At 69.5% G+C, this 18652-nt stretch carries 17 protein-coding genes; 6 read left to right on the plus strand and 11 right to left on the minus strand.

Annotated features, from left to right (window positions below; translation table 11 throughout):
• The first annotated feature begins 6 nt into the window (after positions 1-6).
• Positions 7-474: a GNAT family N-acetyltransferase gene (locus tag VGU65_RS05790; RefSeq protein WP_327473714.1), complete on the plus strand. Its 468-nt coding sequence runs from the start codon at positions 7-9 to the stop codon at positions 472-474.
• Positions 475-495: 21 nt separating this feature from the next.
• Here the strand turns inward: VGU65_RS05790 and VGU65_RS05795 are convergent, their stop codons facing one another.
• Positions 496-2991 (minus strand): sensor domain-containing protein, encoded by a 2496-nt coding sequence (locus tag VGU65_RS05795; RefSeq protein ID WP_327473716.1) that lies wholly within the window; start codon positions 2989-2991, stop codon positions 496-498.
• A 175-nt stretch (positions 2992-3166) separates the two neighbouring features.
• Positions 3167-4291 carry a hypothetical protein gene (locus VGU65_RS05800; protein ID WP_327473718.1) on the minus strand — a complete coding sequence of 375 codons (1125 nt, stop codon included), beginning with the start codon at positions 4289-4291 and terminating at the stop codon, positions 3167-3169.
• A 112-nt stretch (positions 4292-4403) separates the two neighbouring features.
• Here VGU65_RS05800 and VGU65_RS05805 point away from each other — a divergent pair, with 112 nt between their 5' ends.
• Together VGU65_RS05805 and VGU65_RS05810 are read left to right on the plus strand one after the other, a co-directional pair.
• Positions 4404-5687, plus strand: coding sequence for an acetyl-CoA C-acetyltransferase (locus tag VGU65_RS05805; RefSeq protein ID WP_327473719.1), 1284 nt, complete (start codon positions 4404-4406; stop codon positions 5685-5687).
• A gap of 21 nt (positions 5688-5708) precedes the next feature.
• Entirely contained in the window at positions 5709-6212 is a 504-nt protein-coding gene (locus VGU65_RS05810) for an energy transducer TonB family protein (protein ID WP_327473720.1), read from the plus strand.
• A gap of 73 nt (positions 6213-6285) precedes the next feature.
• Here VGU65_RS05810 and VGU65_RS05815 read toward each other — a convergent pair whose 3' ends face one another.
• The 5 genes from VGU65_RS05815 to VGU65_RS05835 form a co-directional block, all read right to left on the minus strand.
• Positions 6286-8175 (minus strand): phospholipase D-like domain-containing protein, encoded by a 1890-nt coding sequence (locus tag VGU65_RS05815; RefSeq protein ID WP_327473721.1) that lies wholly within the window; start codon positions 8173-8175, stop codon positions 6286-6288.
• Between the two features lie 124 nt (positions 8176-8299).
• Positions 8300-8854 carry a YceI family protein gene (locus tag VGU65_RS05820; protein WP_327473722.1) on the minus strand — a complete coding sequence of 185 codons (555 nt, stop codon included), beginning with the start codon at positions 8852-8854 and terminating at the stop codon, positions 8300-8302.
• Positions 8854-9327, minus strand: coding sequence for a SixA phosphatase family protein (locus tag VGU65_RS05825; RefSeq protein WP_327473723.1), 474 nt, complete (start codon positions 9325-9327; stop codon positions 8854-8856). Before VGU65_RS05825 ends, VGU65_RS05820 begins: the two co-directional genes overlap by 1 nt.
• 12 nt (positions 9328-9339) lie before the next feature.
• Complete coding sequence (locus VGU65_RS05830) at positions 9340-9969, minus strand: nucleotide-binding protein (protein WP_327473765.1); 630 nt, start codon at positions 9967-9969, stop codon at positions 9340-9342.
• A 40-nt stretch (positions 9970-10009) separates the two neighbouring features.
• The gene (locus VGU65_RS05835) at positions 10010-11092 is read right to left on the minus strand and encodes a hypothetical protein (protein ID WP_327473725.1); all 1083 of its coding nucleotides are present in this window, start codon (positions 11090-11092) and stop codon (positions 10010-10012) included.
• A 158-nt stretch (positions 11093-11250) separates the two neighbouring features.
• Between VGU65_RS05835 and VGU65_RS05840 the strand changes: the two genes are divergently transcribed.
• Positions 11251-11451 (plus strand): antitermination protein NusB, encoded by a 201-nt coding sequence (locus tag VGU65_RS05840; protein ID WP_327473726.1) that lies wholly within the window; start codon positions 11251-11253, stop codon positions 11449-11451.
• A gap of 10 nt (positions 11452-11461) precedes the next feature.
• Here VGU65_RS05840 and speE read toward each other — a convergent pair whose 3' ends face one another.
• Complete coding sequence (gene speE, locus VGU65_RS05845) at positions 11462-12313, minus strand: polyamine aminopropyltransferase (RefSeq protein WP_327473727.1); 852 nt, start codon at positions 12311-12313, stop codon at positions 11462-11464.
• A 254-nt stretch (positions 12314-12567) separates the two neighbouring features.
• Here speE and speA point away from each other — a divergent pair, with 254 nt between their 5' ends.
• The gene (gene speA / locus VGU65_RS05850; RefSeq protein WP_327473728.1) at positions 12568-14448 is read left to right on the plus strand and encodes a biosynthetic arginine decarboxylase; all 1881 of its coding nucleotides are present in this window, start codon (positions 12568-12570) and stop codon (positions 14446-14448) included.
• Between the two features lie 121 nt (positions 14449-14569).
• On the plus strand, positions 14570-15370 hold the full coding sequence (locus VGU65_RS05855; protein WP_327473730.1) for a 3-hydroxybutyrate dehydrogenase: 801 nt from the start codon (positions 14570-14572) through the stop codon (positions 15368-15370).
• A gap of 16 nt (positions 15371-15386) precedes the next feature.
• Here the strand turns inward: VGU65_RS05855 and VGU65_RS05860 are convergent, their stop codons facing one another.
• The 3 genes from VGU65_RS05860 to argS are packed head-to-tail and all read right to left on the minus strand — an operon-like array spanning position 15387 to position 18521.
• A complete protein-coding gene (locus VGU65_RS05860; RefSeq protein WP_327473732.1) occupies positions 15387-16139 on the minus strand; it encodes an SDR family NAD(P)-dependent oxidoreductase in 753 nt (250 codons plus the stop codon).
• A gap of 1 nt (position 16140) precedes the next feature.
• Positions 16141-16833 carry an SPOR domain-containing protein gene (locus tag VGU65_RS05865; RefSeq protein WP_327473733.1) on the minus strand — a complete coding sequence of 231 codons (693 nt, stop codon included), beginning with the start codon at positions 16831-16833 and terminating at the stop codon, positions 16141-16143.
• Complete coding sequence (gene argS, locus VGU65_RS05870) at positions 16833-18521, minus strand: arginine--tRNA ligase (protein WP_327473735.1); 1689 nt, start codon at positions 18519-18521, stop codon at positions 16833-16835. The genes VGU65_RS05865 and argS overlap by 1 nt, the downstream gene beginning before the upstream one ends.
• Positions 18522-18652 lie beyond the last annotated feature (131 nt).

An 18652-nucleotide genomic window follows, 5' to 3' on the forward strand; every position in this document is an offset into this window, starting at 1 on the left:
GGCCGCATGACCCACCCGCCCCTCATCCGCCCGGCCACCCGCGCCGACATCCCCCACCTGGCCGACTGGAACGTCGCCATGGCGCAGGAGACCGAGGCCAAGACGCTGGATCGCAACGTGCTCGCGCGCGGCGTCGAAGCGGTGTTCGACGACCCGCGCCGCGGCTTCTACCTGGTCGCCGAACGCGACGGCGCAGCGATCGGCTGCCTGCTGGTGACCTACGAGTGGAGCGACTGGCGCTGCGGCGACTTCTGGTGGATCCAGAGCGTGTACGTGGTGCCGCAGGCGCGCCGCGGCGGCGCGTTCCGCTCGCTGTACGCGGCGGTGCGCGAACGGGCGCGCGAGGCCGGTGCGGTCGGCTTGCGGCTGTACGTGGAGACCGAGAACCACCGTGCCCAGCGCACCTACGCCGAACTCGGCATGACGCCTTGTCATTACCTGATGTACGAGGAAGCGCTGGCGCGTGCCGAATAGCGCGACCGGCCTGCCGGTCGCCTACGGGCCGCGGTCGGAAGCCCAGCGCAGCAGGTGCTGTTCGGTCAGCAGCTTGCCGAAGGCCGCCGCGTCCATCGGCGCGCCGAACAGGAAGCCCTGCAGCTGGTCGCAGCCGGCGGTGCGCAGATAGTCGGCCTCGGCCTCGGTTTCCACGCCCTCGGCCACCACCGTCTTGCCCAGGCTGCGCGCCATCGCGATGATCGCCTGGGTGATCGCGGCGGTATCGGTGTCGTTGTCCACGCCGCGCACGAAGGCGCGGTCGATCTTCAGCGCATCCACCGGGAAATGCTTGAGGTAGGACAGGCTGCAGTAGCCGGTGCCGAAGTCGTCCAGCGACAGCCGCACGCCGCAATGCTTGATCCGTTGCAGCAGCGCGATCGTGGTGTCGCCGCCGGCCATCACGGTGCGCTCGGTCAGTTCCAGTTCCAGCAGGGAAGGGTCCAGAGCGCAGTCGGAGAGCACCGCCTGCAGGTCGGCGAGGAAGGCGGTGTGCTGGAACTGCAGCGGCGAGACGTTGACGGCGATCGGCACGCCCATGCCCAGGCCATGCCAGTGGTCTGCCTGTTGGCAGGCCTGGCGCAGCACCCAGGCGCCGAGCGGCACGATCAGGCCGACGTCCTCGGCCACGGTGACGAACTGCTCGGTGGCATAGCGCTCGGCGCCATCGGCGCCGTGCCAACGCAACAGCGCCTCGGCGCCGACGATGCGCCCGTCCGTGGCGTCCACCTTGGGCTGGTAGTACAGCGACAGTTGTTCGCGCGCCATCGCCAGGCGCAGCTCGGCCTCGATGCGCCGTCGCGACGCGGCGCGTTCGTTCATCGAGCTGGTGAAGAAGCGATAACTGTGAGGGCCGCCGGCCTTGACCTCGTACATCGCGCTGTCGGCGTTGCGCAGCAGCGCATCGGCGTCGGCCGCATCGTCCGGGCACAGGCTGATGCCCACCGACAGGCGCAGCGCCAGCTCCGGCAGGCCGGCCACCGCGGTGCGCTCGCCATGGGCGATCAGCCGCTGCGCGACGCTGGCGGCCTGGCCGGGAGCCTCCACCTGCGGCAGCACGACCACGAATTCGTCGCCGTGATGGCGGCACAGCAGGTCCTCGTCCTGCAGCGCCTGGCGCAGCTGCACGGCGAACGCGCGCAGCACCCGGTCGCCATTGGCCGGCCCATGTTGCTCGTTGATCCGCTTGAAGTGGTCCACGTCGATGTACAGCAGCGCGCAGCGCTGCTGGCGACGGCGCGCGGTGGCCACCACCTGCTCGATCTGGCCCTGCATCTGGCTGCGGTTGGGCAGGCCGGTGAGGGTGTCGAGCTGGGTCAGGTGGATCATCTTCAGCGCCAGCGCGCGCGTCTCGCTGACGTCGCGGAACACCAGCACGCCGCCAATGGCGTGGCCGGCGTGGTCGTGGATCGGTGCGGACGAATCCTCGATCGGCGTCTCGAAGCCGTTGCGGTGGAGCAGCACCGCCTTGCCTTCCAGCTCGACGATGGCATTGCGCTCGATCGCCGTGCGCAGCGGGTTGGCCAGCGCCGCGCCGGTACGCACGTCGCGCAGTCGGAACACCTCGTCCATCGGCCGGCCGCGCGCCTCGGCCGCGCTCCAGCCGGTCAAGCCTTCGGCGATCGGGTTGAGCGAGGTCACGCGCAGATCCATGTCGGCGGCGATCACCGCGTCGCCGATCGAGTTGAGCGTGACCTCGGCCAGCTCGCGCTCGCGGAACAGCGCCTCCTCGTACTGCTTGCGCTGGCTGATGTCCTCCACCTGCGAGACGAAGTAAAGCGGCTTGCCGTGCTCGTCGCGCACCAGCGAGACGCTGAGCTGGAAGTGCACGACATGGCCGTCCTTGCGCAGGTTGCGCTTCTCCATCTGGCAGGCGTCGGCATCGCCATCGAGCATGCGTTCCAGTTGTTCCACGTCGTCGGCGTAGTCGTCCGGATGGGTGATGTCGGCGATGCTTAAGGTAAGAAACTCCTCCTCGCTGTAGCCCAACATGCGGCACAACGCTTCGTTCACGCGCAGGAAGCGGCCGTCCGGGCGCACCAGCGCCATGCCGATGGCCGCGTGCTGGAAAGCGCCGAAGAAACGCTGTTCGCTCTCGCGCAACTTGAGTTCCAGCGCGTGCCGCTCGGTGATGTCGATGAACACGGCGAACACGCCTTGGATGCGGCCCTGCGCGTCGGCGTCCGGCTGGAAGCTGGCGTGCATGTAGCGGTGCGCGGAGCCGGCGAACAGCACGCCTTCGACGGTGCCGGGACGGCCGCCGAGCGCCGCCTGCAGGGTTTCGATCACGCGCGGCGCACTGGCTTCGTCCAGCAGCTCGCCGGCCGCGCGCCCGAGCAGGCCTTCAGGCGGCAGCGCCAGCCAGCGGCGCGGCGGCTGGTTGGCGAAACGCACGTGCAGTTCGGGATCGAAATAGGCGATCAGCGCAGGTACGCCACACAGTACGTGTTCGGGCCAGTTCCGGGTGGAATGGCCGGCGTCTTCGGGCTGGTCCGCCATGGACCCGTCCGGCGAAGAAAGGGGTTGGTTCACGACACGGCCCCTGAGCGCATGCCCCTGCGCTGGGCGACATCATGCGCCTGCACCGGGCCGATGCCAACAGACATCAAGCGGCGGTAAGGCTCCTTGAACCGCAGGAAATCGCGATACACGCCAGTTGGCTCCGACGGCTCGCCTAGTGGCGCACGGGCAACGGCGCACTCAGCCCACCGGCATCCAACACCACGCGGCCCAACGCGTGCAGCGAGGGCTCGATGCCAAGGCGCGCGGCCAGCACGGCCACCAGCGGGCCCAAGGCCTGCGGCGCCAACGGGTAGCCGTGTGCGAGCAGGCGCGGCTGCCCGTCGCGTCCTGCCTGGACGGCGGTCAGCGCGATGGTGCCCAGGCCGGGTGCCTCGTGCGCCACCAACCCCGGCGGCGCCAGTGCCGGATCGGGCGCTGCCAGGGTTTCGAGCAACCAGCCCTCACCCGCCTCGCCCCGCTCCAGTGCGAACGGCAGCCGGTGCGCGTGCAGCAGCGCCGCATACTGGCGCAGCTCGAATACAAGCCCGGCGATGGCATGCGCCCGTTCCGCCGCGTCGCCGGCCTGCTGCGCCAGCCAGGCGGCCGGAGAACCTGCGTGCACGCGGCCCTCGGCATAGCGCAGCGGCAGGCCGCGCGCGCTCAGCGTGCTTTCGCCCTGGTACGGGGTGAGCATCGCCGCTTCGAGCAGCGTCCATAGCGGCGCCAGGTTGACGTGTTCGTACTGCACGCAGATCAGCGCGAGCAGGTCGTTGCGGCTGAAATAGCGCGCATGCTCGAGCGGTACGCCGAGCGTGCGCATCAGCCAGTCCGCGGTGCGCGTCCCGGCTTCGCCGCGACCGACCAGCTCTACTTCCATCCGGCCGGCCAACGCTTCGGCCACTGCCTCGGGCGCGAGCAACGACAGCGGCAGCAGGCGCAGCGCGCCACCGGCATGTTCGGATTCCGGCACCAGCGTCTGCGCCGGCATCTGGCCCTGGTGGCTGCCGAAGGCCACCACGTTCTGCAGGTGGCCGCGCGGAATGCGGCGGGCCAGTTCATCGAGCGTGGCCCATACCGGAAAGCCCGGGCGCAGCAGCTCCACCGGATCGAACAAGGCACCGGCCAGCGCGAGCCGTGCCTGGCCGATACCCGGCAACAGCGCGTGCAGGTCCTCGGCCACCAGCCCGGCCAGGGCATCGGCCTGATCGCGGCTGAAGGTCATGGTGGAGGGCGACTGACCGGGCGGCAGTTCCAGCGCGAGTACCGCCGGCAAGGCGGTCAGCGGTTGCGCTTCCATCGAGGTTTCCGAACGGCGGGGAACTCCGATTCTACCATTCACGCTTTTGGGCTTCCGCCGCATGGACGTGCGGGTTAGCCTTGGGAGCTCAAGGCCCAGGACCGCCCAGGACATGGAAAAAACCCCCAAGCGCGTCGGTGTGATCGGCGGTGTGCGCATCCCGTTCTGCCGCAACAACACCGCCTACGCCGACGTCGGCAACTTCGGCATGTCGGTCAAGGTGCTCGGGGCGCTGGTGGAGCGGTACGGGCTGCACGGGGTGGAGCTGGGCGAAGTGGCGCTGGGCGCCGTCATCAAGCACGCTTCGGACTGGAACCTGGCGCGCGAGGCGCTGTTGAGTTCGGGCCTTGCGCCGACCACGCCCGGCATCACCACTGCGCGCGCCTGCGGCACGTCGTTGGACAACGCGATCATCGTGGCCAACAAGATCGCGCTGGGGCAGATCGACGCCGGCATCGCCGCCGGATCGGACACGACCAGCGACGTGCCGATCGTCTACGGCGACCGTCTGCGCAAGCGGCTGCTTTCGATCAACCGCGCCACGGGCTGGCAGGACAAGCTGGCCGCCGCCACGCGCGGCTTCTCGCTCGCGGAACTCAAGCCTTCTTTTCCGGGCGTGGCCGAGCCGCGCACCGGCATGTCGATGGGCGAGCACTGCGAGAAGATGGCGCGCGAATGGCACATCGGCCGCGAGGAGCAGGACCGCCTGGCGCTGCAAAGCCACCACAAGCTCGCCGCCGCCTACGAGGCGGGCTTCATGGACGACCTGGTGGTGCCCTTTCGTGGCGTCAAGCGCGACAACATTCTGCGGCCCGACACCAGCATGGAGAAGCTGGCGACGCTAAAGCCTGCCTTTGACCGCACCTCCGGCCACGGCACGCTGACCGCCGGCAATTCCACGGCGCTCTCCGACGGTGCCGCCGCGGTGCTGCTTGCCGGCGAGGACTGGGCCGCCGCGCGCGGCCTGCCGGTGCAGGCCTGGGTGCGCGACGCCGAAGTGGCGGCGGTCGACTTCGTCCATGGCGAAGGCCTGCTGATGGCGCCGACGGTGGCGGTGACGCGGCTGCTCGCACGCAACAACCTCGGTCTGCAGGACTTCGACTTCTACGAGATCCACGAGGCCTTCGCCGCTCAGGTGCTGTGCACCTTGCGCGCATGGGAAAGCGCCGACTACTGCCGCAACCGGCTGGGCCTGGCCGCGCCGCTGGGCAGCATCGATCCGGCCAAGCTCAACGTGCACGGCTCGAGCCTTGCCGTCGGCCATCCCTTCGCTGCCACGGGTGCGCGGCTGGTCGCCACGCTGGCCAAGGAGCTCGCGCAGAAGGGCAGCGGCCGCGGCCTGATCTCGGTGTGCACCGCTGGCGGCATGGGCGTGGTGGCGATCCTCGAACGCTGAGCCGTCCGGACGCCCGAAGCGATGCCGCGCCTGCGCGTCACCACCGCACTGAGCCTGCTGGCGTTGCTCGTCGGTATCTGGGGCACGCACTGGCTGAGCGGCTTCACCGACGATTGGATCGGTCCGCCGCCGCGAGGCGCAACGGCGGCCGCGCGCCCGCCACGGGCGCCTTCGCACCATCGTTCGCATACGCCCCCGCGCGTGCTGGGTGCGGAGCCCGAGGCCGGCCCCGTTGCCGCGCCGGTCCCGCCGCCTTCGCTGGTGCCGCTGGAGACGCCCGCCGGTCCGTCCGCGTGGGCCGAGTTGCAGGGCCACCTTGACGGTCGCGTGGTGCTGGAAATCGATACCGGCAGCGACGGCCGCGTCACCGATGCGCGTGTCGCCCGGACCAGTGGCGACCCGGTGCTCGATGCGCATGCGCTGGCCACCGTGCGGCACTGGCGTTTCGCGGTGCCAGCGGGATCTTCCGGAGTACGCGGCCAGCTGCCGATGCGCTTTCAAGGCCCGAAGGCCACGCCGCCGTGACGTTCCGCTCGCGGGAAAAGAGAGCGAATGTCTCCTGTGCTCTCACGCCTCCGAGCGCAGCGCTAGTGCGGACTCAGAGAATCCCGCTCGCACTCGACCCGAACGCCGTGATCAGGCGTGTGTAGATCAGCTTGGGCGACAGCGCCACGTCGGGAAAGTCGCCCACCGGCTCGTAGCAGCTGAAGAACGCCGGATCGCTCGGCCGCATCGGCGCGCAACCTGCCTTGAGCTGGTAGCTGGTGGCGTAGCGATAGGGCCAGAAGTCGAACAGCGGAAGGCTTTCGGAAACGTCGCCGATCACCTGGTTGACCGTGGTCAGCACCGGCACCACCGGGCGGCGCGGCGCGATCACCCAGGCGTTCTGCGGCTCGGTGTCGCGCAGGATCGACGCGCGCACCTGGGCAGCGATGCGGCTGTCGTAGACGATCACCCCCGCTTCGGTGTTGTAGTGGTCCGAACGGGGGTCGAAGTTGTGCGAGCCGACCATGGCGAAGCGGTCGTCCACGACGATCGACTTGGCATGCAAGGCGAAGCGGCGGCCTTCGCTGACCAGCGGCGCCGGCCGCCGGCTGCTGCCGTGGCTGCCCAGCAGGCCGTGGTCCTCGGTGCTGACGTAGCGGCGCGAGGCGTTGCGCGCGGGTTCGCCGCTCGCGTGCCGGCCATCGCCGACCCATTCCAGGCTGGCCAGCGCGTTGGCTGCGGCGGCGTCCGCGGCATGCGGCTTGAGCTCGTAGATCTCGAAGCCGTAGTCCTTGAGGTAGCGCTTGCGATGCTTGTAGGAAAGCGCATAGACCGCGAAGGCATCGGTGGAGGCGAGCGAGTTGGTCGACACCACGATGCGCGGTGCGGTCTGCTCTTCGTGCAGGTGCTCGAAGATGTGGCGTGCGCGCCGGCTCATCACCAGATAGGGCGTCTGCAGAATCACCTCATGGCGCGCCTCGCCGACCATCTGCATCACGTGCGCGGTGAACTGGCGTGCCTGCCGCTTGAGCGGCTGCTCGGTCTTGGCCGGCAGGTCGCTGAAGAATTCGACGTGCTCGACACGCACGCTGCCGGCCAGCACGTGCATGCGCAGCCAGGCCGCATCGTCGGCCTCCTGCTGCACGCGGTAGACCCGCTGCGGATGGTCGTAGTGAGGCGCATCCCAGCCGGGCGCCTGCGGATGGGCAAGGATGTAGTGGTTGACGTCGCGCAGCTGGGTCAGCGGCACGGCGCGCTTGTGCCGCCAGAACAGCGCGAAGCTCCTGGCCATGGCGCGTGCGGCCGGGCCACCGACCAGCACGTCGCGGTCGACGTAGTCGAAGTCGTCGTTCCAGTCGAAGTAACGGTCCTGGTAGTTGCGCCCGCCGGTGATGCCGGCGGTGTCGTCCACTACCATCACCTTGTTGTGCATGCGTTGGTTGAACTTGAGGAAGCAGCAGGCGATGCCGGCGGCCCATTCGAGCGGCGAGGTGCGCGCTTCCTGGAAGGTCGGGTTGTACAGCCGCACCTGCAGATTGGGGCTCGCGCGGGCGAGCCGGTCGAGCAGGCCGAGGTCACCGAAGGAGGACAGTTGGTCGGCCAGGATGCGCACCTGCACGCCACGCCGTGCCGCCTGCACCAGCTCGTCGAGCACCAGCTGGCCGACATCGTCCTGGTCCCAGATGTAGGTCTGCACGTCGATCGAGCGGCGCGCGGCGCGGATCAGGCTGAGCCGCGCCACCAGCGCCGGCTCGCTGGCATCGAGCAGCGCCACCAGGTGCTGCGGCCGGGCCGGCGTCGATTCGGCCAGCGCCTCCACCGCCGCATCGAGCAGCGGCGAGGGACGCGCGCAGTGCTCGGGCTGGCTGCAGGTGGAGTCTTTCGCGGTAGTGGCCGCGACGAGGGCATCGGCGCGGCGGATCTGCGCGCGCGAGAGCGTGCAGCCATTGAGCAGCGCGGCGGCGGCGAGCAGGGTAAACAGGGCGAAGTGGCGCAAACTCATACCCCCATCATACGGGCGGTGCCGTGGGCGGCGAGGCAAGACGCAGCGTCCGTTCAGCAGGGCAGGTATTCCTTGCCGCCGGCAGCAGGGCCTGACGCGGGGCTCGCCTCCGGCGCACGGCCATTCATTGCGATGCCCGGGCAATCGCGATCGACAACGCCAGCTCCACGTGGTCCGATAGCACGGCGCGGTGGCCGGTCATGCCGAATTCACTGCGCGTCAACTGGCCGCGTGCCTCGATCAAGCAGGCGTCGGCGGTGCAGCGCGCGGGCAGCAGCTCGAAGCGCATCGGGCGGGTGATTCCGCGCAAGGTCAGCTGGCCTTCGAGCGTGCCGCCGTCGTCCAGCGCCGTGCGCGGCACCGGTGCGGAGACGAAGCGCAAGGTCGGATACCGCGCCGCGTCGAAGAATTCCTCGGCCAACACCCAGCGGCGCAGGCGTTGCGAGTCCATCGACAGGCTGTCCACCGCAACGCGCGCGTCCACCACCACGCGGCCGTCGCCGTGCGGCTCGATCGCGCCGGCGAGCCGCTCGAAGCGGCCGTGAATGGTGTGCAGCCACAGCAGCCGCACGCCGAAATCCACATGCGAGGGCGGACTTTCGATGCGCCACCGGTGGGACGGCGCCGCGTGCACCGCCGGCGCGAGGGCCAGCATCGCGACGAGGGCCGCGGTGCGCATCAGGGCGACCAGAAAGCATCCAGTCGTGCGTTGCCCGGTTCCAGCACGCCCTGCAGGTGCAGCACGGCCAGCGCGGCCGGCGGCATGCCGCGGAATTCGTCAGAACGGCCGTCCACCATCAGGGCGACCAGTCGCTCGATGCCGGGGTTGTGGCCCACCAGCAGCATGCAGCGTGCGTCGGCGTGCTGGTCGAGCAGGGCGAGCAATTCGCCCGGGGTGGCGTCGTAGATTTCCCCGGCCAGGCCGATCGCGCCGTCAGGGGCGACCGCCTTGGCGGCCAATTCCGCGGTGCGTCTTGCACGCAGGGCCGGCGAGCACAGCAGGCGGTCCGGACGCACGCCGTGCGCGGCGAGCCAGCGGCCGGCGGCCAGCGCCTCCTGTTCGCCGCGCGGGCTCAGCGAGCGTTCCAGGTCCTGGCTGCCGGAGGATGCGGGCAGGGCCTCGGCATGTCGCAAAAGAATCAGTTCTTGCATGGCGGCCTCGATTCAATGCTGGCGCTTGAGCCAGCGCAGCAGCGGCAGCCAGTCCTGCTGTTGGCTGCGCACCTGTTCGGAGTGGTAGTCGAAGATGCCTTTGCCCAGGGCGGTGAGCAGCACGTAGGCCTGGCTGTCGCGCAATTCGGCGACGACCGGGAAGGGGGCATCCTCGGCCAGCTGCGCCAGCGCGTCCTGGCTGGCGTGGGTCCATGGCTTGAGGCGGTTGCCGACGAGGGCCACCGGCAGCTTGCCGCGTTTGATCCTCGCGATGCCGGCGAGCCGTTGCAGGAAGTCCAGCGTCGCGTGCAGGTCGAACGAAGAGGGCAACACCGGCACCAGCAGGGCGCTGGCCTGCTCCAGCAGCGGCTCCAGCTCGCGCTCGCCGGTGCCGGCGGGGGTGTCGACCAGCACGCGGTCGGTGTCCGGCGGGAGTTTCTGCAGACCACGGCGGCCTTCCAGCCCCAGCACGCCTGGCGTTCCGTCGGGCCGCAGCGCGGCCCAGCGGAAGCTCGAACCCTGGCGGTCGGTGTCCACGATCGCCGTGCGCCTGCCCTCCTGCGCGAAGTGCGAGGCCAACTGGGTGACCAGCGTGCTCTTGCCGCATCCGCCCTTGCTGCTTGCCACCAGCACCGTCAGCATCGGCCGCCCCCGTTCGGAAAGGTGGGGCAAGCGTAACTGGTTACGGGGAGCGGGGAACAGGATGGTCCGCGCGCGCCGCAGTTCGGGTGCCCGCAGGCGGCGGCGCGTTTCCTTCGGGGTGCATCTCCCAGTCGGCCGGGGCATCGGTCGGCACGCCGGCATCGCGCAATGCCGAGAGCACCAGGCTCATCTCGGTACCGCCGCTGCGCGCCAGCGACAGCAGGTGCTGGGCCTGGGCCTTGTCGGCCTGCACACGCGAGGCGAGCCGGGCGAACTGCTGAACCTGCCAGACCAGGTCGCGCCGTTCGCGCAGCGCCTGGTTGCGCTCCGCTTCGTCGCCGAGGGTTTCGCGCAGGTGCAGGCCGAGCGATCGGGCCAAGGGACTGGACCCCCATTCGAGCGTCTTGCCGAGCTGCCGGCAATCGGCACTCAGCTGCTGGTCGGCGCCGGCGTCCTGGCACAGGTCGGCCACGGCACGCAGGCCCGGTTGCGGCTGCGTGCCGGCGATGCCGAACACGAGCATCGCCTGCAGGCCGGCCGCGCCGGCGCCGGCCTTCGGATCGAGCGTGGCCGCGGGGGGCGGCAGCACGCCCACGCTGCTGGCCAGGGCCTTCAGGCTGGTGCCGGTGTAGTCGTCGTAGAGCTTGGTCTGGGCCGCGTGCGCGAGGTCCGCGCGGGCGGCCTCGCGCTTGGCCTCGTGCATGTCCTGGCCGAGCTTGAGCAGCCAGACGGCGGCGTTGTCCGGAGCCTCTTCCAGCAGCGAGGCGAGGGCCTGGGCGTTGGGGCAGGCGCCGGCCTTCGCGTCGCAATCGGCCAGCTGTATCCAGCGCTCCGCCGGGCCATGCCCCGGCGCGGCCACGGCGCGCTCGATCAGGCTGTGGAAGTCGTTCGCCTTGGGTTGGTCGGCCAGCGGACGCGCCAGCAGCGCCGCGCCGAGCAGCGGCAACGCGTCGGCGCGCGGCGCCAGCACGCTCACCAGGTCGCGCTGGAAGGCAAGCAAGGCGGCGGAGTGCTGTTGCTGCCGGGGGTGGGCCTTGGATTTCTTCGCCAGCACGGTGCCGGGCACGGCGCTGGCACCCAGCACGCATGCCAGCAGGATGGCCAGTTGACGCAGTCCCGGCATCGCGTTCTCCTTGGAGCTGAAGCGGGCAGCATAGCGGGCAAGGATTAAGCCAGCCTGATCCGCCTGGCGGCGGGGTGCGCGCTGGCGGGCAAGGATGGTTAGCATGACCGCTCCCCGACGCGCACCCGGCGCGTGCCTGCGAATGATGGAGAGATGCCGTGGATCAGTTTTCGAGGTTGGCCGACGTCCAGGCGGCGCCATGGTTTGTCGGCTGGGGCACGCTGGCGCTCATCAACGCGGGCTTGGCGCAAGGCAAGAACCGCAGCGGCCTGCTGTGGTTCCTGCTCTCGCTGGTGTTCGGCCCGCTCGCCACGCTGGTGCTGGTGCTGTTGCCGAAGGTGCGCCAGAAGTTGTTCTGATCGGCGGCCGCTATTCGCCCAGCGCCTCGCGCATGAACTCCGGCTGCGCCAGCGCGCCGCGGTGAGTCTCGGCGTTGTAGTAGCGGGTAGGGAAGCCCTTGCTGAGGGCGCCGCGCTCGCGGAAGCCGGAGAGATCTCCGCCCTTGCGCGCCATCGTGCAGCTCCACCAGCCCGTCGGGTAGCAGGGCTGCGGGAACGGCAGCGTCTTGACCGCGGAGAAGCCGGAGGTGCGCATGGCCGAGCGCATCGACTTGATCAGTTCCAGGTGCGCCAGCGGCGATTCGCTCTGCTGCACCAAAATGCCGCCGTGGCGCAGCGCCTTGTGGCAGCTGGCGTAGAAGGCGGCGTTGAACAGGCCTTCGGCCGGCCCCACCGGATCGGTCGAGTCGACGATGATGAGGTCCAGCGAATCGGGTTCGGCCTCGGCCATGTACTTGATGCCGTCGATGAACAACAGCTCCGCGCGCGGATCGCCGTTGGACTCGCACAGTTCCGGGAAATACTGCTCGGCCAGGCGCGTGACACGCTCGTCGATCTCCACCTGCACCGCGTGCTCGACTTCCTCGTGCTTGAGCACTTCGCGCAGCGTGCCGCAGTCGCCGCCGCCGATGATCACCACGCGCTTGGCGCGCGCATGGGTGAACAAGGCCGGATGGGTCATCATCTCGTGATAGAGGAAGTTGTCGCGGCTGGTCAGCATCACGCAGCCGTCGATGACCATGAGATTGCCCCAGTCGGTGGTCTGGTAGATCTCGATGGTCTGGAACGGCGTCTTCTCCGCATGCAGCAGTTTCTCCACGCGGAAACCGATGGAGGAGCCTGAGGTCTGGTGGGCCTCGGTGAACCAGCTGAGTTGCGACATGGCGCTGTCCTGCACTTGGGATACATGAAAAGAGCGGCATTGTAGCGGCAACCGCACGCACGCAATGTGCGGGTTGACCACCTGTTGCCGCCCCGCCGCTACAATGGCGCCGGGCCGGCCGTCGGTCGCCCACGAGCCCATCCGGCCCCGCGGCGTGCGAGGCTTCCGGCCGGCGGGCCCTCGCTCGATTCGAGCATGCGTCAAGGCTCGCCGCTGCGACGTGCATGGATCCGTTTGCTTGGGAGACCCTTGCCATGTCCACGCCCTGGACCGTCGACGACGCCCGCCTGCTCTATGCCGTGCCGTATTGGAGCGACGGTTACGTCGACGTCGATGCCGGCGGCCGGATCGTGATGCGCCCGCAAGGTGCGGGCGGCCCTTCCTTGCCGCTGCCGCAGATCGTCGAGCAGGCGCGCGCGCAGGGCCTGCGGCTGCCGCTGCTGGTGCGTTTTCCCGAGATCCTGGCCGACCGCCTGCGCCGCATGCAGGGCGCCTTCGCCCGTGCGATCGGCGAGACCGGCTACGCCGGCGATTACACCGCGATCTTTCCGATCAAGGTCAACCAGCAGCGCGGCGTAGTGCAGGAACTGGTAGCCGCCGGTAGCGAAGGCTTCGGCCTGGAGGCCGGTTCCAAGCCTGAGCTCATGGCGGTGCTGGCGCTGGCGCGGCCCGGCTCGATCGTGATCTGCAATGGCTACAAGGACAGCCAGTACATCCGCCTGGCGCTGATCGGTCGCAAGCTGGGGCTGCGCGTGTTCATCGTGATCGAGAAGCTGTCCGAACTCGAGCACGTGATCGCCGAGGCCAAGGCGCTGGGTGTCGAGCCGCTGCTCGGCGTGCGCGTGCGGCTGGCTTCGATCGGCGCCGGCAAATGGCAGAACACCGGCGGCGACAAAGGCAAGTTCGGCCTGTCGCCGGCGCAGGTGCTGGAGCTGGTGGCGACGCTGGAGGAGGCCGGCCTGAAGCACACGCTCAAGCTGCAGCACTTCCACATGGGTTCGCAGATCTCCAACGTGCGCGACATCGCCAACGGCATGCGCGAGGCCACGCGCTATTTCGTGGAACTCTCGCGCATGGGCGTGCCGCTCGAGATCGTCGATGTCGGCGGCGGCCTGGGCGTGGACTACGAAGGTTCGCGCTCGCGCAGCCACAATTCGATCAACTACTCGATGGAGCAGTACGCGCTGACCATCGTGCAGTCGCTGGCCGAGGCGGTGACGGCCGAAGGCCTGGCCGCCCCGCACATCCTCACCGAAGCCGGCCGCGCAATGACGGCGCACCATGCGGTGCTGGTTTCCGGCGTCACCGAAGTCGAGGAAGTGCCTGCCGGTGCGCTGCCAAAGGCACGGGCGGAGGAACCGCCGGTGTTGCGCCATCTGCGTGAAGTGCATGCCGCGCTGGGCGAACGCCCGCCGCTGGAGCTCTACCACGAGGCGCAGCACCACCTGGCCGAGGGGCAGTCGCTGTTCGCGCTGGGGCAGCTAAGCCTCGCCGACCGCGCGCGGCTGGACGAGCTGTTCTACCTGATCGCCAACGCGGTGCGCGCGCGGCTCTCGCCCGCCGACCGCGCGCACCGCGTGCTGCTGGACGAACTGGACGAGAAACTGGTCGACAAGTACTTCCTCAACTTCTCGGTGTTCGAGTCGGTGCCGGACATCTGGGCGATCGACCAGATCTTTCCGATCGTGCCGATCACGCGGCTGGACGAGGCGCCGGTGAGGCGCGGCGTGATCGTCGACCTCACCTGTGATTCGGACGGCCGCATCGACCACTACGTCGATGCCGAGGGCGTGGACGTGAGCCTTCCGCTGCATCGTCCGCGGCCCGGCGAGGACTACTGCCTGGGCCTGTTCATGGTCGGCGCCTACCAGGAGACCCTGGGCGACATCCACAACCTGTTCGGCGACACCGACGCGGTCAACGTGCGCGCCGACGGCGACGGCTACGTGTTCGACCACGTGCGCCGCGGCGACACCACCGACCTGATGCTCGACTACGTCGGCTACGACCTGGCGGCCCTGCGCCGCAGCTACCGCGAGCGCATCGCGGCCGCCGGCATCGAGGACGGCGCGGCCCAGGCGCTTTACCGCGACCTCGACGCGGGACTGACCGCCTATACCTATCTGGCCGGCTGAGTCGCAGGCGCATCCCGCGCATGGATGCGCTTGGCGCGGCTGCGCAGCCTTGCACCAAGGTCCGATGGCGCCCGCCGGGGGCGGGTCTACAATCGCAGGCTCCCCCTCCCGGAGACGTGCCATGGCCCAGCTCGAAGGCAAGGTCGCCCTTATCACCGGCGCGGCCAGCGGCATCGGCAAGGCGATCGCGGAGCTGTACGCGCGCGAAGGCGCCGCCGTGGCGATCGCCGACATCAACCTGCAGGCCGCCGGTGGCACCGCCGAGGCGATCAGGGCGTCCGGCGGGCGCGCCATGGGGGTGGCCATGGACGTTACCGACGAGCAGGCGGTCGATGCCGGCACCGAGGCGGTGGTGAAGGCTTTCGGGCGTCTGGATGTCCTGATCTCCAACGCCGGCGTGCAGATCGTCAACCCGATCGAGAGCTTCGCCTATGCCGATTGGAAGAAGATGCTGGCGATCCACCTCGATGGCGCCTTCCTCACCACGCGCGCGGCGCTCAAGCACATGTATCAGGACGACGGTACCGGCAAGAGTCGCGGCGGTACCGTGATCTACATGGGCTCGGCGCATTCGCACGAGGCCTCGGTGCTGAAGGCGCCCTACGTCACCGCCAAGCACGGCCTGCTCGGCCTGGCCCGCACGCTGGCCAAGGAGGGCGCACCGCACAACGTGCGCTCGCACGTGATCTGCCCGGGCTTCGTGCGCACGCCGCTGGTGGAAAAGCAGATCCCCGAGCAGGCCAGGGAACTGGGCATCAGCGAGGAAGAAGTGATCCGCAGCGTGATGCTCAAGCACACCGTCGACGGCGTGTTCACCACCTTGGACGACGTGGCGCAGACCGCACTCTTCCTGGCCGCCTTCCCCAGCGCCGCGCTGACCGGGCAGAGCCTGCTGGTCAGCCACGGCTGGCACATGCAGTAGCCGCCTTCGACGCGGCTCAGTCGCGGTGTACCTGGAACCCGGCGAACGACTGGCTGGTGGGCATCAGTTCGATGCGGTTGACGTTGAGGTGGGCCGGCAGGTTGGCGATCCACCATAGCGTTTCGGCGATGTCGGCCGCGGTGATCGGGTGCGCGCCCGCGTAGAGCCTGTCGGAGGCGGCCTGGTCGCCGCCGGTGCGCACCAGCGTGAACTCGGTCTGCGCCATGCCGGGTTCGACCGAGGTCACGCGCACGCCGGTGCCGTGCAGGTCCGAACGCAGGCCCAGCGAGAACTGCGAGACGAAGGCCTTGGTCCCGCCGTACACGTTGCCGCCGGCGTAGGGATAGCTGCTCGCGGTCGAACTGATGTTGACGATGGCGCCGCGCCGCTCGATCAGCGTGGGCAGCAGCAGCCGGGTCAGCGTCACCAGGGCGGTGACGTTGGTGTCGATCATCTGCTGCCATTGCTTGAGATCCGCCTGCTGCGCGGGAACGGTGCCCAGCGCCAGGCCGGCGTTGTTGACCAGCAGGTCGACGCCGGCGAACCCTGCGGGCAGGCTCGCGTGGGCCGCGCGCATGGCGGCCTCGTCGCGGATGTCGAAGGCCAACGGATGCACGTGCTCGGCGCCGTGGCGCTCGACCAGCGCCTGCAGGCGCTCGGCGCGGCGGCCGCTGGCGACGACGCGCCAGCCGCCGGCCACGAAACGCTCCACCGCCGCGGCGCCGAAACCGGACGTGGCGCCGCTGATCCAGGCGGTGCGCGCGTTCATCTCAGCGGCCTTCCTTCAGCGCGATCGCCTTGATGCCGGCCGAGGCCAGGCGCTGCTTGGTCGACTCCAGCTCGGAGGCGGAGCGGAACGGGCCCAGGCGCACGCGATGGAAGGTCTGCCCGCCCACGCTGACCGCCTGCACGTTGGCGACGAAGCCCTGCAGCGCGAGCTTGGCTTTCAATGCCTCCGCGTCGGCCGCGCTGGGGAAGGCGCCGACCTGCAGCAGGTAGCCGCTGCCGGGGGCGGGCGGCGGCAGCGCCGCTGCCGGCGCGGCCTGGATGTTTTCGGTGACGGCGGCGGGTGCATTGGCGGTGGTCGCCTGTTGCTGCGCGGCCACCGTGGCCTGCGCCTGCTGCGCGGCCTGCTGCTTCTGCTGCTGCTCGGCGCGCGCCTGTGCGCTGATCTGCTCGTCGGGGATGCGCACCTCCTTCTCCGACAACACCGAGTAGAAGTCGTACTGCGGCTTCTTCGGCGCGCTCTCGGCCGGTGCCAGGCCCTTGTCGCCGCCGCCCTGCGCCGTGGCCTGCGGATTCGGTTGCGGGCCGGTGGGCGCCATCGGCAGCAGCGAATGGCGCGTCAGCACCACCATCGCCACCACGCCGACCGCGATGCCGACCACCGCCCAGCCCCAGGCCGGGAAGCCGCCCTTGCGGTTGCGCACGGCCTGCCGGCCCTTGCCCTTGCGTGCTGCCATTACATGCTCTCCGGGGCGGAAAGGCCCAGCAGGCCCAGCCCGTTCTTCAATACCTGACGGGCCGCCACCACCAGCGCCAGTCGCGCATTGCGCAGGGCGGCGTCGTCGACCAGGAACTGGTGCGAGTTGTAGTAGGTGTGGAACGCGTTGGCCAGTTCGCGCAGCCAGCCGGCGAGCAGGTGCGGCTCGAGGTTGGCGGCGGCGGCATCGACGATCTCGGGGTATTTGGATAGTTCGGTGAGCAAGACCTGCTCGTGCTCGTTGTCCAGTCGCGCCAGCTCCGCCAGCCCCTGGTCGAGGTCGACGCCGAGACCCTTCTCGCCGGCCTGGCGCAGCACCGAGCACACGCGCGCGTGGGCGTACTGGATGTAGTAGACCGGGTTGTCGTTGCTCTGCGAACGGGCCAGGTCGATGTCGAACACCAGCTGCGAGTCGGCCTTGCGCGAGATCAGGAAGTAGCGCGTGGCATCGCGGCCGGCTTCGTCGATCAGGTCGCGCAGGGTCACGTAGCTGCCGGCGCGCTTGGAGATCTTCACCTCTTCGCCGCCGCGCATCACGGTGACCATCTGGTACAGCATGTAATCCGGATAGCCCTTGGGGATGCCGGCATCGAGCGCCTGCAGGCCGGCCTTCACGCGCGCCAGCGAACCGTGGTGGTCCGAGCCCAGCACGGTGATCGCCTTCTCGTAGCCGCGCTGCCACTTGGAGAGGTGATAGGCCACGTCCGGCACGAAATAGGTATAGGTGCCGTCGGACTTGCGCATCACGCGGTCCTTGTCGTCGCCGAAATCGGTGGTGCGCAGCCACAGCGCGCCGCCTTCCTCATAGGTGTGGCCATGGGCGACGAGCTCGCGCACGGTCTCCTCCACCTTGCCGTCGGTGTACAGGCTGGACTCCAGGAAGAAGGTGTCGAAGCCGACGCCGAAGGCTTTCAGGTCCAGGTCCTGCTCGCGGCGCAGGTAGGCCACGGCGAAATGCCGGATCGCCTCCCGGTCGGCCGGATCCTTCGCGCCGGTGACCGTGTGGCCCTCGACCGTGACGCTGTCGCCGGCGAGGTAGGCCTTGGCCACCTCGGCGATGTAGTCGCCGCGGTAGCCATCCTCCGGCCAGCCGGGGTCGCCGGGTGCCAGGCCGCGCGCGCGCGCCTGGGTGGAGATCGCCAGGTTCTGGATCTGCACGCCCGCATCGTTGTAGTAGAACTCGCGCCGGACGTTCCAGCCGGTCGCCTCCAACAGGCGGGCGATGCAATCGCCCAGCGCAGCGTTGCGCCCGTGGCCCACGTGCAAAGGACCGGTGGGATTGGCCGAGACGAATTCCACGCCGACGGTCTTGCCCGCGCCGGCGGTGCTGCGGCCGTAATCCTCGCCGTCGGCGAAGATGCGTTGCACTTGCGCGTGGTAGGCGCCGGGGCTCAGGAAAAAATTGACGAAGCCGGGGCCGGCGATCTCGATTTTTTTCACCAGCGCGTTGAGCGGCAGCGCGCCGACCAGTTTCTCGGCCAGCTCGCGCGGCTTGGCGCGGGCCGGCTTGGCCAGCAGCATCGCTGCGTTGGTCGCGAAATCGCCATGTTCGCGGCTGCGCGCGCGTTCCACCACGAAGGGCGGAATCTCGAGGTCGGCAGGCAGGACGGCAGTGTCCTGCAGGGTCCGGATGGCCTGCAGCAGCAGGTCGCGCAGCGGTTGTTTCACGGCGGGGCATCAGCGTCGATGGGAACCGTCAATCCTAGCAGAGGCGCGCCTGGCGGGGTCCGCGGGCACCTTGCCGGGCCCGGTGGGGACAATGTTGTGGATAACTCTGTGGGGAAAAACCGGATCGGAGG

The organism is Frateuria sp. (genome assembly GCF_035943815.1).
Taxonomy (GTDB): domain Bacteria; phylum Pseudomonadota; class Gammaproteobacteria; order Xanthomonadales; family Rhodanobacteraceae; genus Frateuria_A.

Excerpts from the sequence above, each read along its gene's own strand:
- VGU65_RS05790 (WP_327473714.1), top strand. The coding sequence starts at position 7 with ATGACCCACCCGCCCCTCATCCGCCCGGCCACCCGCGCCGACATCCCC.
- VGU65_RS05825 (WP_327473723.1), bottom strand. The coding sequence starts at position 9,327 with ATGCAAGAACTGATTCTTTTGCGACATGCCGAGGCCCTGCCCGCATCC.
- VGU65_RS05855 (WP_327473730.1), top strand. The coding sequence starts at position 14,570 with ATGGCCCAGCTCGAAGGCAAGGTCGCCCTTATCACCGGCGCGGCCAGC.
- VGU65_RS05865 (WP_327473733.1), bottom strand. The coding sequence starts at position 16,833 with ATGGCAGCACGCAAGGGCAAGGGCCGGCAGGCCGTGCGCAACCGCAAG.
- VGU65_RS05795 (WP_327473716.1), bottom strand. The coding sequence starts at position 2,991 with ATGGCGGACCAGCCCGAAGACGCCGGCCATTCCACCCGGAACTGGCCC.
- VGU65_RS05815 (WP_327473721.1), bottom strand. The coding sequence starts at position 8,175 with ATGAGTTTGCGCCACTTCGCCCTGTTTACCCTGCTCGCCGCCGCCGCG.
- VGU65_RS05820 (WP_327473722.1), bottom strand. The coding sequence starts at position 8,854 with ATGCGCACCGCGGCCCTCGTCGCGATGCTGGCCCTCGCGCCGGCGGTG.
- speA (WP_327473728.1), top strand. The coding sequence starts at position 12,568 with ATGTCCACGCCCTGGACCGTCGACGACGCCCGCCTGCTCTATGCCGTG.
- VGU65_RS05800 (WP_327473718.1), bottom strand. The coding sequence starts at position 4,291 with ATGGAAGCGCAACCGCTGACCGCCTTGCCGGCGGTACTCGCGCTGGAA.
- VGU65_RS05835 (WP_327473725.1), bottom strand. The coding sequence starts at position 11,092 with ATGCCGGGACTGCGTCAACTGGCCATCCTGCTGGCATGCGTGCTGGGT.
- VGU65_RS05810 (WP_327473720.1), top strand. The coding sequence starts at position 5,709 with ATGCCGCGCCTGCGCGTCACCACCGCACTGAGCCTGCTGGCGTTGCTC.
- VGU65_RS05860 (WP_327473732.1), bottom strand. The coding sequence starts at position 16,139 with ATGAACGCGCGCACCGCCTGGATCAGCGGCGCCACGTCCGGTTTCGGC.
- speE (WP_327473727.1), bottom strand. The coding sequence starts at position 12,313 with ATGTCGCAACTCAGCTGGTTCACCGAGGCCCACCAGACCTCAGGCTCC.
- VGU65_RS05805 (WP_327473719.1), top strand. The coding sequence starts at position 4,404 with ATGGAAAAAACCCCCAAGCGCGTCGGTGTGATCGGCGGTGTGCGCATC.
- VGU65_RS05830 (WP_327473765.1), bottom strand. The coding sequence starts at position 9,969 with ATGCTGACGGTGCTGGTGGCAAGCAGCAAGGGCGGATGCGGCAAGAGC.